Genomic DNA, 16,233 nt, shown 5'->3' with positions numbered 1-16,233 from the left:
GCGATTGGGGCGGCTAGAATATCGGCCATCCTCTTCCCCGCGATGACAAAGAATCATGAGTGAAAGCAAGGCGTTATATCGGGTTCAGTTTATTTGCCACAGCGAGCGCTACGAAGTGTATGTGCGCGAGGTGAATCAGGGTCAGCTGTTCGGCTTTATCGAGATCGCCGACTTCGTGTGGGATAACCACACGGCGCTTATCGTCGACCCCAGCCACGAGAAGCTCAAAAACGAATTTGCCGATGTCCGCCACACCATGATCCCCATGCATCAGGTGCTGCGCATCGATCAGGTGCAAAAACAGGGGGCGGCTCGCATTACCGAGCTGGGCAACAATGTCTCCCACTTCCCCAGTCCCATCTACACCAAACGCCCCTGATGGCTCTGCCGCCCGGTTCAGGGCGGCGTCAACTCCCGGCCCAGTTGCAGGATCCGCTGGCGGAACCAGTGGCGGGCCGAACCATCGCCGGCCGGGCCATACCAGACCAGACTGTGGCTTACCTTGCCGTAATCGAACGGGACCGGCCTGATCGCCAGATCCTGCTGGCTGGCCATGCGTGTCGCCCAGCCACCGATGGCGGTGAGAATGAGATCGCAGTGAGGTAGCAGGGCCGCGGCGCTGGCAAAATCGGGCAGGGTGGCGCCAATCTGGCGACGTACCTGCTGCTGGGCCAGACTCTGCTCGAAGAAGGGGTTGGCCAGCTCGCTGTCGCGGATGGCGATGTGGCGCCAGCTCAGGTAAGCATCGAGATCCCATGGCTGCGCCAGCGCCGGATGATCCTTACGCAGCAGGCAGACCAGCTGCTCCTCCCGGAGTGTCTCCCACACCAGCCCTTGCTGACGCGGCAGCGGCTGGCTCTGATCGTGAGGCAGAATGACGAAGTCGAGCTTGCCCGCCGCCAGCGCCTCCAGCCCCTGCTCATCCTTGTTGCGGATCTCCGGCACCATACCGGGCACCTCTCTCATCAGCTGTCCCAAGATCGGCCCCACCGGCCAGCTCATCACGCTCTCGCGCAATCCCAGCCGCAAGGTGCCTTGCCACTGCAGGGGGTCGAAGGCGTTCTGGCGGGTCAGTCCGCTCAGCTCGCTCAGCAGTCGGTGCAGGGTCGGGGCCAGCCGTTCGGCAAAGGGGGTCAGCAGCAGCTGGTTGCCCTGGCGGTAGAGCAGTTGATCGCCGAGCTGTTCACGCAGCTGGTTGAGGGTCTTGCTGACGGTAGAGGGGGTGGTGCAGAGCCGCTCGGCGGTGCGGGTGACGCTCTGGTTGTCGAGCAGCAGGTGCAGGGTGACCAGATGGCGACCGCCCAATCTCGAGAGTGCGATCAGATCCATAAAGACTCCACAAGCGAATGAAACAGACAAAAAGCCCCGCCAAAGCGGGGCTTGCGCGGATTAGCCCTTGAGCACCGCGGCCATGGCGTCGGCTACATAGTCGACGTTGCGGCTGTTGAGGCCCGCCACGCACATGCGGCCGGAGCGTACCAGATAGACGGCGAACTCTTCGCGCAGGCGATCTACCTGCTCCGGGGTGAAGCCGGTGTAGCTGAACATGCCGCGCTGGTTGATGAAGTAGCTGAAATCGCGGCCCGGCACCTTGGCGCTCAACACCTCGAACAGCTTCTGGCGCATCGCCTTGATGCGGGTGCGCATCTCGCTCACCTCATCGACCCACATGGCGTGCAGCTCGGGCTGGCTCATCACCGCCGCGGTGATCTGGCCACCGTGGGTGGGAGGGCTGGAGTAGTTGCGACGCACGGTGGCCTTCATCTGGCCCAGCACCCGGCTCGCCTCTTCGGCATCTTTGCAGATGACCGACAGGCCGCCGCAGCGCTCACCGTAGAAGGAGAGGTTCTTGGAAAACGAGTTGCTGACGAAGAAGCTGACACCGGCGGCCACCATGGCGCGGATGGCGTAGGCATCCTCTTCCAGTCCGTCACCGAAGCCCTGATAGGCGATATCCATAAAGGGGATCAGGTTCTTCTCGACCACCAGCGTGATCACCCGATCCCACTGGGCGCGGGAGAGATCCACCCCGGTCGGGTTGTGGCAGCATGGGTGCAGCAGCACGATGCTCTTGGCCGGCAGGGTGCTCAGGCAGTCGATCATCGCATCGAACTGCACGCCGCCAGTGGCCGCATCGTAGTAGGGGTAGTCGTGCACCTTGATGCCGGCTCCCTCGAACATCGCCTTGTGGTTGTCCCAGGTCGGATTGCTGACCCATACCTCGGAGGTCGGGAAGTAGCGCTTGAGCAGATCGGCGCCGATCTTCAGCGCGCCCGAGCCGCCGATGGTCTGGATGGTGGCGATACGTCCCGCCTTGACCGCTTCATGGTCGGCACCAAACAGCAGGTGCTGCACCGCGGTGCGGTAGTTTGCGGCGCCTTCCATCGGCTGGTAGGGGCGCGGGGCCGGGGCGGCGGCGCGCTGGGCTTCGGCCTGCTGCACCGACGGTAACAGCGGAATGCGGCCCTGCTCGTCGTAATAGAGGCCGATCCCCAGATTCACCTTCTGCTCGCGGGTGTCTTTGTGGAAGGTCTCGACCAAAGTCAGGATGGGGTCGCCAGCATAGGCATCGACGTGTTCAAACATGGGGGGTCCTTGCGAAATGGAATCCAGAGTATGGCGATCAATGATCGGCGCTCATCATGGCGTAAAGCCGGCGAGGGCTCAAGTCAGAAAGGGGTAGGGCTGGCGGGCCGACACTGGTCTGCTGTAAACGGGATGATGCGGAGCTGCCCGCAGCCCCATTCTGAGGCCTTACTTCAGATAGGATCGCAAGACCCGCACTACCTGATCCAGATCCTCCAGCCGCTCGGCGTGGGTCGCCTCTTCGGCGCCCAGGTGTTCGCGCATGTGCCCCTCCAGCACCTCCAGCATCAGGCCGTTGACCGCGCCGCGGATGGCTGCGATCTGCTGCAAAATGGCGGCGCACTCGCTCTCCTGCTCCAGCGCACTCTCCAGTGCACCGGCCTGTCCCTTGATGCGGCGCACCCGTGCCAGCAGCTTCTTCTTGTCGTGGATGGTGTGTGACATGCAGGATCCTCTCGATCGATAAAACTATACTGGGGTATAGTATATTGCATTGTCGTTCTCAGGAGAAATTCATGTCATCCCTCGCCTCATCCCACTGCCACCAACCCGTGGTGCACGAAGGCAATCCGCTGGCCGAACAGAAGACCCGCTGGGCTGTGCTGCTCACAGTCATCATGATGGTGGCGGAGATCGGCGGCGGCTGGTTCTATAACTCCATGGCGCTGTTGGCCGATGGCTGGCACATGAGCTCCCACGCACTGGCGCTCGGTCTCTCGGTATTGGCCTACCGCGCTGCCCGCCACTTTGCCCGTGACCACAGATTCAGCTTCGGCACCTGGAAGATCGAGGTGCTGGGTGGCTTCACCAGCGCTCTCTTGCTGGTGGGGGTAGCCGGCATGATGCTGTTCGAGTCGGTATTCCGGCTGCTGGATCCCAGCCCGATCCACTACCAGCAGGCTATCGCCATCGCCATCGTCGGCCTGCTGGTGAATCTGGCATGTGCCTGGCTGCTCAAGGATGATCACGGTCACCACCATCATCACGGCCATGGGCATGGTCACCATGATGATCATCACGACCACGATCACTCGCACGATCATCACCACGGCCATCAGGATCTCAACCTGCGTGCCGCCTACATCCACGTGCTGGCAGATGCGGCCACCTCGGTGCTGGCGATTCTGGCGCTGGTGGGGGGCATGCTGTGGGGGGCCGACTGGCTCGATCCACTGATGGGCATAGTGGGTGCCGGACTGGTTGCTGTGTGGGCCTGGGGGTTGCTGCGCGACTCCGGCCGGGTGCTGCTGGATGCCGAGATGGATGCCCCGCTGGTGGCGAAGATCCGCGAGGTGATTGCCGAACTGCCACAGACCGAGATCCGTGATTTCCACGTTTGGCGGGTAGGTCAGCAGCAGTATGCCTGCGTGCTCTCCCTGCTGATGATGGCGCCCCTGTCGGCCAACCAGATCCGCGAGCGGCTCGCCATCCATGAAGAGCTGGTACATGTCACCATCGAGATCGCTACCGAATAAAAGCAAACAGGGGGGGCCTTGGCCCCCTGATTTCAGCACCGTTGGGTCTCTGATGTCAGTGCGGTTGCCCGGTGATCTCCTCCTGCGGCTTGTGTTGCCAGACCGCGCCAAGCAGCAGCTTGAGCAACAGCTGCGGCGGGTTGTCGAGCAGTTTGCCGGACTCCAGCAGCAGCTGTCCGTCGGCACCAAAGCCAAGGCTCGCATCGACGGTGCCATCTTCGGCGACCACCTGGAGCAGACCGTTGAGGGCACCGCGCTCACCGGGCTGGCAGCGCAGCCGCAATTCGCGGGGCTCTCCCAGCAGAGTGAAGGCACGGCTCAGGGGAGGTGAGTCCTCATAGTCGGGCCAGTTGAAAAAGTGATACTGCTCGGCCAGGGTGCCAGCCTGCTGGCAAAACTGGTCGAACAGCTGACCGATCGCCTGGTACTCCAGATCCAGCCGTTGCGCCTGTTCCTCAATCCTTTTCATCACCTGCTCCTTCTCTATCCACTTGATCGAAAATTGCTTTTCCCGACCCGGTGACCACCGTTAGTCAGATATGAGGCCAAATTGCCGCGGGGTCTGTGAGCCGGATCCAAGTTTCCATCTGAAAACGTTATCTTGTTGAAAAAGTTTGGCTTTTCTGCCTGTCTGCTCACATTTGCAACGATTTTCGCTGATTAAGATGGCACCGCCTGGCAATGACCGGGTGCTCGATTATCGAGACTAACTACACAGCGGGAATTATAAAAATCATGGATATGAAAAAGACCAAAGTGGCGCTGGTAACAGCCTCACTGCTCGCGCTTTTGTCTGGCTGTCATGACAATACATCACCCTCCAACCCCAAGCCCCCGGCCGAGCCTGTCGCTCGCCTGCCCAAGATAGATCCCCCCAAAGAGCTCCTGATGGCCGGTAACAATCAGGCTGTGATCGCTCTGGTCGATACCCAGACCGTGGCAGCCAGAAGTGCCGAAGGGCCCTTTGCCAGCTACAGCCTCCATCTCTGGAACAATGAGGCCTGCTCTGCCACCGAGGCGAGCGGCCTGAACAGCGGTTGGGATGACAAGAGCAAAAGTCCCGCTGCGGCTGACAGCTTTGGCCCGGCCTGGGTGGTGCCGCTCAGCAAGCTGGAAGGTTGCATCAACTTTATCGCTCGAAACGGCGATCTGGCCAACCTGACCGGCAGCGATATGAAGGTGATCTTCAAGGATCATCCGGATCGCACCGTAGCCATTGTGGCGGGAAAGAAAGAGGTGTTTGGCAGCCGCGCCGACGCCTTCACCGCCGCGTTTGGCGTGGCAGGGGCCAGCGCTCATCTGATCGATGGCAACACCCTTATTTGGCAAGGGGGCAAGGACAAGCCCCATGTTCGCCTCTACTACGCAGCATCAGGGCAGATCACAGCGAATAACAAGGGGGTATTTGATTTCCCCTATATCAAACTGACTCCTACCACTCTGAGCGCCGAGCAGCAGGCCAAATATCCGCACCTAAAGGAGGCAGCTGCCTTTGCCCTGCCGGCTGGCAAGGATCTCAAGCCCCTGCTCAAGGGGGAGCTGGTGGCTATCGGTACCGATGCTGACGGCATTTTGCAGGGAGCAACCCTGGTGCAGAGCGCCGGCGCCCTTGATGCCCTCTATGCGACCGAAGCAACCAAGCTCAGCTATGGTGCCGCGGTAGATGGCAACCGGGTGACCTTCCGCCTCTGGGCGCCGACCGCCAAGTCGGTCAAGCTGGCTCTCTACAATGCCAATCACAAGAAACGTCGCAAGGTGGCGATGACCTTTGACAGCGCCAGCGGCAGCTGGAGTTACGAAGGGGGCAGCGAGCTGATCGGCCAGTTCTACCGCTACGACATGGAGGTTTACCACCCGCTGAGCCGCAAGGTCGAGCACTATGAGGTGACCGACCCCTACTCCCTGAGCCTCGCGATGAACTCCGAGTTCAGCCAGGTGGTGGATCTCGACGATCCGGCGTTGAAACCGGAAGGGTGGGATAGCCTGAAGGCGCCCCACAGTCAGCAGAATCCAGCTGACATCACCATCTATGAAGCCCATGTCCGCGATCTGACCGGCAACGATGATTCCACCCCGGTGGAGCATCGCGGCAAGTTCCTCGGCCTGGCCGATACCGATACCGCACCGATCAAACATCTGCAGGCGCTGGCCAAGAGCGGCGTCAGTCACCTGCACCTGCTGCCGGTGTTCGATATCGCTACCGTCAACGAGGATCCGGCCAAGGTGGCCAATATCGGCGATGACTTCAGCAAGCTCTGTCAGGTCAATCCGGATGTGAAAACATCCAAGTTTGGCACTTACTGCGGTGGCGGCCAGACAGTCGGCCAGGTGCTGGATACGCTCAAGTCGGGCGACAGCAAGGATAACCCGCAGGTGCAGGAGCTCTCCGGCTATCTGCGCGGTGTCGACTCCTTCAACTGGGGTTATGATCCTTACCACTACACTACGCCGGAAGGCTCCTACGCCACCAATGCCGAGGGCACCCAGCGTATCCTTGAGTTCCGCGAGATGGTCAAGGCCATCAAGCAGAATATCGGCATGAACGTGGTGATGGACGTGGTCTACAACCACACCAACGAATCCGGGCTGGGTCCCAAGTCGGTGCTCGACAAGATAGTGCCTTGGTACTATCAGCGCCTCAATCCGGAGACCGGCTCGGTGGAGAACTCAACCTGCTGCTCCAACACGGCGCCGGAGCACGCCATGTTCGCCAAGCTGATGGATGACTCGCTGGTGATCTGGGCGCGCGACTACAAGATCGATGCCTTCCGCTTCGACCTGATGGGCCACCACCCGAAAGATCAGATGGTGCAGGCGCTGGCCGCGGTGAAGAAGGTCAACCCCGATATGTATTTCTACGGCGAGGGGTGGAACTTCGGCGAGGTACAGGATGACAAGCGCTTCGTGCAGGCGACCCAGAAGCATCTGGCCGGCACCGGCATCGGCTCCTTCTCCGACCGCTTGCGGGATGCGGTGCGCGGCGGCAGTCCGTTCGACGGTGGCGATACCATTCGCGAGACTCAGGGCTTTGGCAACGGAGCCTTTGTCTACCCCAATGAAGCGAGCAAGGTGACCAGGGATCAGGCACTCCATCTGGCAGATCTGGTGCGTCTTGGCATGGCGGGCAACCTCAGGGATTTCGTCCTGACCGACAAGGACGGGGTGCCGAAGAAGGGCTCCGAGATCGACTACAACGGCCAGAGCGCCGGTTATGCCAAGGATCCGGGGGAGGTGCAGAACTATGTCGACAAGCACGACAACCAGACGCTGTTCGACAACCTGAGCTACAAGGCGCCTGCCAGCGCCGATCTGGTGCGGATGCAAGGGGTCTCGCTGGCGACTGCCATGCTGGGTCAGGGGATTCCCTTCACCCACGCCGGTGTCGAGCTGCTGCGATCCAAATCCATGGAGCGGGACAGCTACGACTCGGGCGACTGGTACAACAAGGTCGACTACACCCTGGCCGACAACAACTTCGACAAGGGGTTGCCGCGCAAGGATAAGGATGGCGACAACTATCCGCTGATCGAGAAGGTGCTGACGCTCAACGGCAAGCCAAACGGCACTGACATGGAGACCATGGTTGGCTTCTATCAGGAGCTGGCGGAGCTGCGCAAATCATCGCGTTTGCTGCGTCTGGGGAGCGGGGCCGAGGTGATCAAGCGGGTCGATTTCCGCAATACCGGTCCGGCTCAGGTGCCCAGCCTCATCGTGATGACGGTGGATGACGGCGTCAATGCGGGAGCGGATCTGGATCCGGCCATCGACGGTCTGGTGGTGATGATCAACGCCACCAACCAGAGCCAGAGCATCGGCGATTTCCGTGATGGCAACGATCAGCCGATCGACCTGAGCGGTCTGCAACTGAGCTCCGCTCACCACGCTGGCAACAGTATCGCCCGCGATGCCGCTGTCAGTGGCGGCACCCTGACGCTGGGGGCCTGGTCGGCCGCTGTGTTCGTCAAGCCGCAGTCCGGTGCGCAGGGGGCGGGTCTGCCGCTTGGCAAGAAAACCGACCTGAGCACCCTGCCACCGTTTGGCAACACGGGCATTTTTGTGCGTGGTTTCCTGGGTCAGTGGGATGCGGTCAACCAGATGAGCTTTGATGGCAACTACATATACGGGTTGACCATGCCGGTCACCGATGGCCAATTGGGTCAGACCACCCTGAAGATCGCCGATGCCAGCTGGAACATCGCCAACTACGGCAAGTGTGCGCCGAGCGATGTGCTGACCGTTTCAGCCCCTCTTACCCTGTGCAAAGGAGGGAGTGACGTCGGTATGACCCTGAGCAAGGCGGGTAACTACAAGTTTGTCTTTACCGCCATGGACAAGGATAAGCCGACTCTGAGCATCAGCGTGGCGGATGCAACACCCTAGGCAAACCCATTGAGCCCGGGGGATGGCTCGGCGTCCCCGGGTTGAATTCCACCTCGCCAAGGGTGGGATAATCCGAGAGAGTAAGCAAAGCGCGACTGCCGACCGGCAGGCGCGCTTTTTCTTTTACGGGGAGCTGTGAGAGAAATGGGAGGAAAAAAGAAAAGCCGTCCCGGTGGGGGGACGGCTTTTGGCTGGGATGCTATCGGCTGGCTTAACGCTTGCGCAGCAGGCGCAGGGCGTTGGCGGTGACCAGTGCGGTGGCACCTGTATCGGCCAGCACCGCAATCCACAGGCCGGTGATGCCGAGCAGACTGGTGACCAGGAAGATGGCCTTCAGTCCCAGTGCCAGCGCGATATTCTGGTGAATATTGGCTAGCGCCGAGCGGGAGAGGCGGATCATCGCGGCGATACCGCCGAGCTGGTTGTGAGTCAGCGCCGCATCGGCGGTCTCCAGTGCCACATCGGTGCCGCCACCCATGGCGATGCCGATGCTGGCCCGCTTCATGGCCGGGGCATCGTTGATGCCATCACCGATCATCGCGACTTTCTGCGAGCTGGCGAGCTTGGCAATTTCATCGACCTTACCCTCCGGCAACAGGCCGGCGCGCCAGCCCATCCCCAGTTCACCGGCGATGGCCTCGGCGGCGCGGGGGTTGTCCCCGGTCAGCATGATGCTCTGCAGGCCGAGCCGGTTGAGCTCTTGCAGCGCCTCTGCCGCTTCCGGCCGGATCTGATCTCGCAGGGCCAGCAGGGCCACCGGCAGAGCCTGTTCGCTGCTGCTCTGGCAGAGCACGACCACCGTCTTGCCCTGCTTCTCCAGCATGGCAATCTGGGCCTGTTGATCTTTGCTCAGCGTAGCTATCCGGCTCGGTGCCAGCAGTTGCCACAGCTCGCCATTGATGCGCCCTTCAACACCCATGCCCGGCAGGGCTCGCAGATCGCGGGCTTCTACCTGTGCCAGCCCCTGCTCGTTGGCGGCGGCCACCACGGCACGGGCCAGCGGGTGGTGGGAGCCCTGCTCGATGGCGGCAGCCAGTGCCAGCAGTTCGCCATTGCTCTGACCATTGAGGCTCACCAGCTCGGTCAGCTGCGGCTTGCCCAGGGTCAGAGTGCCGGTCTTGTCAAACGCCACGGTATCGATATGGGCCAATCGCTCCAGTGCGGCACCACCTTTAATCAGGGCCCCCTGCCGGGTTGCCGCTGCCAGTGCGGAGGTAACCGCTGCCGGGGTGGAGATGACCAGCGCACATGGGCAACCGATCAGCAGCAATGCCAGCCCACGATAAACCCACTCATCCCAGCTCTGGCCAAAGGCAAGAGGCGGCACCAGCACCACCAGCAGGGCAACCAGCATCATGGCCGGGGTATACCAGCGGCTGAAGCGGTCGATAAAGCGCTCGATAGGGGCGCGCTGGCTCTCGGCCTCCTCGATGAGGTGCAGGATGCGGTCGATGGCGTTGTTGCCCGGTTCAGATACCACCTCAAGACGCAGTACCCGATCGGCAGCCAGACTGCCGGCCGGCACCTTGTCACCCTGGCGGCGTTCAACCGGAATGGATTCACCGGTCAGGGCGCTCTCGTCAAACGCACCGAGGGCGTCGAGCAGGCGGGCATCTGCTGCCAAGCGGGCGCCCGGGGCTATTTCGATGATGTCGCCGGGACGCAGCTCATCGGCGCCGACCTCTTCGCGCACCTCGCCCTCGGCAGTGGTACGGATCCGCAACGCCTTGTCAGGCACCAGCGCCATCAATGCGGTGACCCCGGCACGGGCGCGACCGGCGGCGTAGGCCTCCAGATGCTCACCCAGCATGAACAGCAGCAGCACCATGGCTGCTTCGGCGGTTTCGCCGAGGAACAGGGCCCCCACGGCGGCGACCGTCATCAGGGTCTCGATGGCGAAGGGGGAGCCGCTCTTGGTCAGTGCCCACGCCTTGCGGGAGATGGGCCACAGCCCCCAGAGGGTGGCCAGGGTAAAGAGCGGTTGGCCGATCTGGCTCGGCAGCAGGGCCGCCACCAGCATCAGGCCGGCCAGCGACAGCGGCTGCCAATATTTGGCGAGCAGGGTCTGCAGCGGGCCGCGCTCACGGCCGGGCTCCTGCTTGCCGCTGCTCTCGCCCTTGAGCTGAAAACCGGCGGCCAGCACGGCGGCAGTGACGGGATCAGGGGAGAGGCCGGGGGCCAGATCCACCACCAGCTTCTCGGTGGCAAACAACACGCGAGCCTGCTGGACACCGTTGACGCGGCTGACGGCTGTCTCGATCTTGCGAGCGCAGCTGGGGCAATCCATCCCCAACACCTGCCAGCTGTGGCGACTGTTGCCTTGCGCCGGTGCAGTCAGCGGCTCGACAGACGCCTGCGTATCGTGGTCATGGTCATGGGATGAATTCGCTGTGCAGCAGCTCCGGGAGTGAGCGCCGCCTAGGGGGGGCTCTTCATCTCCCGGTGAGTCGCACTTCTCGAGATCCTGATGATCATGAGAGGTGGCGCCGCCACAGCAGCTGACCGGCGCGGCATTGTCACAGCAGTGACTGTCATGCTGGTGCTCGGTGGAGCTGGCCTTGCTGACAGCTTTGATGGGGGCCGCAGCATGCTGGGTGGAGCAGCAGGATTTGCTCATGGTGTGTTCCTCTTGGCTGGATCCCGCCCCTGCGGGATCCTGAATAACTGAGGCAAGTGTAAACCTTGGTGTTATATCCAAGGTCAACCCCCTTTTTATCACGCTGATGATTCAGCAGGGGAGGCGCCATTTTCCCGTTATATCCCTGTGGTTGGCGGGTGTTTGTGTACCCCGGGCACGCCTATACTGGGAGGCCTGATTTTTACAACACCAATAAAGGACATGACACATGAGCAACTCAGTCACTTTGCAAGGCAACCCGGTTTCTGTCTCTGGCCACTTCCCGCTTTCCGGTGAGCAGGCCAAGCCTTTCGCTCTGGTGGCCAAGGATCTTTCCGACCTGACCCTGGCGAGCTTCGCCGGTCAGCGCAAGATCCTGAACATCTTCCCGAGCGTCGATACCCCGACCTGCGCCACCTCGGTGCGCAAGTTCAACGAGCAGGCCAGCGCTCTGAACAACACAGTCGTGCTCTGCATCTCCGCCGATCTGCCGTTCGCCCAGTCCCGCTTCTGCGGTGCCGAAGGGCTGGACAAGGTGGTGACCCTCTCAACTCTGCGTGGCGCCGCCTTCCTGCAGGATTACGGCGTAGCCTTCTCCTCCGGCCCGCTGGTAGGTCTGGCTGCCCGTGCCATCGTGGTGCTGGATGAAGAGAACAAGGTGCTGCACAGCGAGCTGGTGGCCGAAGTAGCCGACGAGCCAAACTACGCCGCCGCGCTGGCAGTGCTGTAATCGGCAGAGCGTAAAAAATCCCGCCAAGGCGGGATTTTTTTATGGGGAGATAACCTGTTCAGGGCTTGGTGGACTTGGTGGTTACCGATTCGGCCCTGGCGAGCGGGGATGGTTGCCAATCCACATAGGGTCGGTGGATTTTCTCGTAAATCTCGGCCAGCTTGCCGGAGGCGGCGAGTTGCTCGATGGCGCGACTTAAAAATTCGTCCATTTCATCCCCGTCCCCCCCTTTCTGGATGATGAAAACATCCTCGAAATCACCAAAGAATTCACGGTGAATATTGGTCAATTTCAGATTTTTCAGCATGAGATCCGCCTCTTCCTGAGCCCAGATAAAGGCGTCGATACGACCCCGAGAGAGCTTGCGCAGTGACTGCTCGATACTCATCGAACGCTGTACCGGGAAGGGCATATAGTCGGGCACGGCTTCGATCAGCAGATCCCGTTTGGTGGGAACTATGCCATAAGCCATGTCAGTGGTGATCGGATTGGCGGTATTGCTGTAAATCACATGGGTCACCTTGCCAAAGCTGCGGGTGCTGAAGCGGTAGGGCAGCATGTCGACATCCTTGAGATTGCGGATGGCGGGCAGGCCGAGATCGGCTTTGCCGGCGATTACCCCGACCATGGCCCGCGCGAGGGGATAGATAGTGATCTTGATGGTCACATCGGGGTAGAGATCGTCGATGGCGTGCACCAGATCGACGAAAGGGCCCGTCTTGTCGGCATTGATCAGCCCCGGTAGCTCGCCAAGGTGGGCATTGATGATGCGAACCGGTTTGGCCTGAGTGGTGGCAGTGTCGCTCGCCGTACTGCGGGAGAGGCCGAGGGTGACGCTGCCGGTCAGGGCTGCAGCCAACAGCAGGAGGGGGATGTGTCTGATCATGGCTTCTCACTCTTTGCATAGGGTCAGGACAAGTGTAGCCATCCCCCTCTCCCTGCCGTGCCATAACGGATTGGGTTTTACTTATCTCTCCCTGCTCACTAGACTTCGCCTCCACCTCTTCATTCAGCCGATATCTGCGTAACGCCATGACCTTTAACGAACTCGCCCTCGCCCCCGCTCTGCTGGCAGCCCTGCCAACCGACCTCAAGCACCCGACCCGGGTGCAGCAACTGGCCATCCCTGCCGTGCTGGCGGGGCGGGATCTGCTGGCGCTGGCCCGCACTGGCAGTGGCAAGACGCTGGCATTCGGTCTGCCACTGCTGCAGCGGCTGGATCTCGCCATATCAGAGGTGCAGGGGGTGGTGCTGGTGCCGACTCGCGAGCTGGCCGCACAGGTGAGCGGTGCGCTGCAAGGTTTTGCCGATGAGCTGGGCGTGCGGCTGGTGACCCTGTGTGGCGGGGTGGCGCAGGAGCTGCAACAGGCCGAGCTGGCGCAGGGGCCGCAACTGCTGGTGGCGACGCCAGGACGGTTGCGGGATCTGCTTTGTCAGCAACTGCTGAATCTGGCCGGGTTGCGCACCCTGGTACTGGATGAGGCTGATCGCCTGCTGGAGATGGGCTTCTGGCCCGATATCCAGTGGCTGATGAACGGCATGCCGGTCGGGCGCCAGACCCTGCTCTTCTCTGCCACTCTGCCGGGCGAGCTCGACGAGTTGGCGACCGGCCTGCTGAAGGAGCCGGAGCGGGTGGAGGCGGATCCCCGCAACAGCGTGGCCGACGATATCGAAGAGCGGCTCTATCTGGTCAACAAGAGCAGCAAGGTGCCGGCGCTCATCAGCCTGCTCAAGGAGCAGGCGTGGTCGCAGGTACTGGTCTTTATCAGTGCGCGGGATGATGCCGATGGCGTCGCCAGAAAGCTGGCCAAGGCAGGCATTGCGGTGGCTGCACTCCATGGCGAGAAGGAGCAGGCGGTGCGCGAGCAGGCTCTTGCCGATTTCAAGGCGGGCAATGTTCGGGTGCTGGTGGCCACCGATCTGATGGCGCGCGGCATCCATGTGGAGGCTCTGCCGGTGGTGATCAATCTGGATCTGCCCGCCAGCGCCCCCGTCTATGTGCACCGCATCGGTCGTACCGCCCGGGCCGGGCGCAGCGGGCTCGCCATCTCGCTCACCTGTCATGGTGAAGCCGATATGCTGACTGCGATCCGCACCCTTACCGGACGTGAGTTGCCGGTGAGTGGGCTGGCCGGCTTCCCGGTCACCGACCAGCCAGCCAGCGGGGAGGGCAAGCGTCCACCCCGCGACAAGCAGGCCAATCGTCGCACTCAGGCCAAACGCAGCGTCAAGCAGTTCAAGGGACGGCGCTAACTCCCTGTTCGTTGGCGAAAAAATCGCGCCTGAACCGGCTTAGCTGCTCTTCGCGGTACTGCTGCCACGCGGCAGGCGCCATTGCCCCCTGTGCGGCGGCCAGCTGCTGTTCCAAAGCTGCGAGCTGCTGCTGATAGCGGCTGCGCTGATCCAGCTGTTGCTGGCGGTTGGCGGCAAACTGCACGGTCGCCTCTGCTCGATCTGCTGGCAGGAAGTGGCGAGCCAGCGTCGCCAGCTCCTCATCCCCCCACAGTTGGCGAGCCTGCTGCAAGCGGGCATCAGGGTTGAACAGCTCGATCGCCAGATCCGGGTGATCTGCCGCCCATTGATCCTGCAAGCGGCTGAGAGCGTCCAGTCGCTCGGCCAGCGGTAACTGCTCGCTCTCCTGAGCCAGCTCCTCCAGCGCCAGGGCGTAGCGTCCCTGCAGCCGATACAGGCTCTCCTCCTCGCCAAGCCAGCGGGCCTCTGCCCCTTCCAGATTGGCAAGCCGCTCGGCCAGCGGCAGATCGCTGTCGCTTACCTCGCTCGCGAGCTGCTGGCTCAGCTCATCCGGCATAGCCCGCCAGCTGGCGGGCAGTGGTTCGCTGCGAGCAGACGATGCTGTGGTGGCCTGCGAGCTGGCGACCGTAGAAAGCGGCACCTGAGCAGCCACGTTGGTTGGTCGGGTCGGCTGGCTGGCCGGAGCCCGCTGCTCTGGTGTTGTTTGTTCGCCGAACAGGTTGAACAGCAACAGTGCCGGCACAGTCAACGCCAGCAAGCCGTGGTAACGTTTCATCGGCTTATCTCTCCCTTGACCGGGAAGTGATCGGAGAGGTTGCTGGCGGGCCAGAGGCTGGCGGCGCTGCTGCGCGGGATCCAGACCGTGTTGAGGTTGTGGCGTACGGCGCCGTACTCACGGCTCACCACCAGATAGTCCAGATACTCGACGTTGGCTCCGCCCGAGAGCGGCCCACCGGCATAGGGGTTGATCCTGGGATCGAAGGTCGCTTCGGTATAGCCGCCGTAGGTCGGCTCATCGGCATTGAGGTTGGCCAGCATGCCGGCGTAGTCATCGGCAAACTTGCGTTTGTTGACGTTGAAGTCGCCGCCATAGATGACGGTGTCGCTGGCGGGGATCTTCAGGCTGGCAGCCAGAGCGCGGATCTGGCCGAACTGGATCTGGCGCAGCTTGCGCGCCTCGTCAGTGTCGAAGCTGGCTGTGTGGGTAGCGAACAGGTGCCACGCCTTGCCCCCCTTGATCACCTCGGCGTACATCACCCCCTTGTCGGCGAAGCAGTCGGTACCGGTGCATTGGGGATAGACCAGCTGTGCCTCCCGCACTATCGGATAGCGGCTGACGATCACCACGCCGCCGTCGTGGACGTTGACCCCGGGCTTGTCGAGCACTTTGGTCTGGTAGGGATACTCTTTCGCCAGCACCTGCAAAAAGCCCTCGCGGCGGCCATCGAATACCTCTTGCAGCAGCAGGGCGTCATAGCCCTTGAGATGCTCTGGCATCAGAGCCAGCCGCTCACCGATGCTGGAGGCGATCACCGGCAGCGCCCAGACGTTGTAGCTGGCCACCTTGAGCCTGTTTTCTGCCGGTTCCGGCTGCTCCCGTTTTTGGGGTGGCGTGATCATATAGTGCAGATCGTCGTAGCGGCCGGTGAACTTGGCGGCAAAGGCCAGCTCTTGTGGCTCCGCCACGCGATGGATCTCCCTGTCGTTTTGCCAGCCGGATGCGCTGGTTGGCGTCTCGCCACCGTGCTGCAAGGTGGTGTTCCACCAGGTTCCCTCCATGAGCTGGTTGAGGCGATAGACATCGCCAGCCGCTGTGGTCACGCGGGTTTCGAACAGATAGCTCTTGCCCGCCTTGACCCCCTCATAGCGATTGAAGCTGAGCACCATGGCACTCTCCCATGGTCCCAGCTCGGTGCGGTGCTGAAGCCACTGACTGCCGGGTTGCAGCTGGCCGCTGCCGCTTTGGCGGATGTCGATCTGGAGCGGTTCAGGGCTGTTGTTGGTGAGATAGACATCGGTATCGGCCAGTGCCAGTTGCGGGAACTGGCTGACCAGCAGCAGGGCGGCATAACTGAGGGTTTTCTGCATCACAGGATCCTTTTGGTTGCAGGGCAATGGAAAGTGACTGTTATGGCGAATGCAGAGGTCAGTTTGTTTACATTTTGGTTACAAGTAAATGAATTGGTTTTGTT

General features: G+C 61.8%; 13 protein-coding genes. 5 read left to right on the top strand and 8 right to left on the bottom strand.

All coding sequences use genetic code 11. The features are described from left to right. Positions 1–55 precede the first annotated feature (55 nt). Positions 56–379 (top strand): DUF1820 family protein, encoded by a 324-nt coding sequence (locus NOM67_RS16385; protein WP_033114015.1) that lies wholly within the window; start codon positions 56–58, stop codon positions 377–379. A 17-nt stretch (positions 380–396) separates the two neighbouring features. Here the strand turns inward: NOM67_RS16385 and NOM67_RS16380 are convergent, their stop codons facing one another. From NOM67_RS16380 to NOM67_RS16370, 3 genes are all read right to left on the bottom strand, one after another. Then, positions 397–1,329: a LysR family transcriptional regulator gene (locus NOM67_RS16380; RefSeq protein WP_255938738.1), complete on the bottom strand. Its 933-nt coding sequence runs from the start codon at positions 1,327–1,329 to the stop codon at positions 397–399. 60 nt (positions 1,330–1,389) lie between these two features. Next, positions 1,390–2,586: an amino acid aminotransferase gene (locus NOM67_RS16375; RefSeq protein ID WP_255938737.1), complete on the bottom strand. Its 1,197-nt coding sequence runs from the start codon at positions 2,584–2,586 to the stop codon at positions 1,390–1,392. Positions 2,587–2,754: 168 nt separating this feature from the next. Continuing rightward, positions 2,755–3,030, bottom strand: a complete 276-nt coding sequence (locus tag NOM67_RS16370; RefSeq protein ID WP_033114018.1) for a metal/formaldehyde-sensitive transcriptional repressor — start codon at positions 3,028–3,030, stop codon at positions 2,755–2,757. A gap of 71 nt (positions 3,031–3,101) precedes the next feature. Here NOM67_RS16370 and dmeF point away from each other — a divergent pair, with 71 nt between their 5' ends. Beyond that, the gene (gene dmeF, locus NOM67_RS16365; protein WP_255938736.1) at positions 3,102–4,061 is read left to right on the top strand and encodes a CDF family Co(II)/Ni(II) efflux transporter DmeF; all 960 of its coding nucleotides are present in this window, start codon (positions 3,102–3,104) and stop codon (positions 4,059–4,061) included. A gap of 55 nt (positions 4,062–4,116) precedes the next feature. Here dmeF and NOM67_RS16360 read toward each other — a convergent pair whose 3' ends face one another. Then, positions 4,117–4,530 (bottom strand): hypothetical protein, encoded by a 414-nt coding sequence (locus tag NOM67_RS16360; protein WP_104016002.1) that lies wholly within the window; start codon positions 4,528–4,530, stop codon positions 4,117–4,119. A gap of 266 nt (positions 4,531–4,796) precedes the next feature. On the opposite strand from NOM67_RS16360, the gene pulA reads away from it, so the two are divergent. Beyond that, entirely contained in the window at positions 4,797–8,441 is a 3,645-nt protein-coding gene (gene pulA, locus NOM67_RS16355) for a pullulanase-type alpha-1,6-glucosidase (RefSeq protein ID WP_255938735.1), read from the top strand. Between the two features lie 211 nt (positions 8,442–8,652). Here pulA and NOM67_RS16350 read toward each other — a convergent pair whose 3' ends face one another. Continuing rightward, complete coding sequence (locus NOM67_RS16350; RefSeq protein ID WP_255938733.1) at positions 8,653–11,058, bottom strand: zinc/cadmium/mercury/lead-transporting ATPase; 2,406 nt, start codon at positions 11,056–11,058, stop codon at positions 8,653–8,655. A gap of 229 nt (positions 11,059–11,287) precedes the next feature. On the opposite strand from NOM67_RS16350, the gene tpx reads away from it, so the two are divergent. Then, entirely contained in the window at positions 11,288–11,788 is a 501-nt protein-coding gene (gene tpx / locus NOM67_RS16345) for a thiol peroxidase (RefSeq protein WP_255938731.1), read from the top strand. A gap of 58 nt (positions 11,789–11,846) precedes the next feature. On the opposite strand, the gene NOM67_RS16340 is transcribed toward tpx, so the two are convergent. Then, on the bottom strand, positions 11,847–12,674 hold the full coding sequence (locus NOM67_RS16340; RefSeq protein ID WP_255938729.1) for a transporter substrate-binding domain-containing protein: 828 nt from the start codon (positions 12,672–12,674) through the stop codon (positions 11,847–11,849). A 146-nt stretch (positions 12,675–12,820) separates the two neighbouring features. Between NOM67_RS16340 and NOM67_RS16335 the strand changes: the two genes are divergently transcribed. Beyond that, positions 12,821–14,041, top strand: a complete 1,221-nt coding sequence (locus tag NOM67_RS16335; RefSeq protein ID WP_255938727.1) for a DEAD/DEAH box helicase — start codon at positions 12,821–12,823, stop codon at positions 14,039–14,041. Here the strand turns inward: NOM67_RS16335 and NOM67_RS16330 are convergent. Both NOM67_RS16330 and NOM67_RS16325 read right to left on the bottom strand, forming a co-directional pair. Next, positions 14,025–14,816, bottom strand: a complete 792-nt coding sequence (locus NOM67_RS16330) for a hypothetical protein (RefSeq protein WP_255938725.1) — start codon at positions 14,814–14,816, stop codon at positions 14,025–14,027. The two genes, NOM67_RS16335 and NOM67_RS16330, sit on opposite strands and share 17 nt — an antisense overlap. Then, positions 14,813–16,129 (bottom strand): sphingomyelin phosphodiesterase, encoded by a 1,317-nt coding sequence (locus NOM67_RS16325; protein ID WP_255938724.1) that lies wholly within the window; start codon positions 16,127–16,129, stop codon positions 14,813–14,815. Before NOM67_RS16325 ends, NOM67_RS16330 begins: the two co-directional genes overlap by 4 nt. Positions 16,130–16,233 lie beyond the last annotated feature (104 nt).

This window comes from Aeromonas sp. SG16, from assembly GCF_024436135.1.
In the GTDB taxonomy this organism is placed as follows: domain Bacteria; phylum Pseudomonadota; class Gammaproteobacteria; order Enterobacterales; family Aeromonadaceae; genus Aeromonas; species Aeromonas jandaei.
The sequence above is the reverse complement of the archived record's forward strand: the minus strand, read 5'-3'. Positions and strand labels throughout refer to the sequence as shown.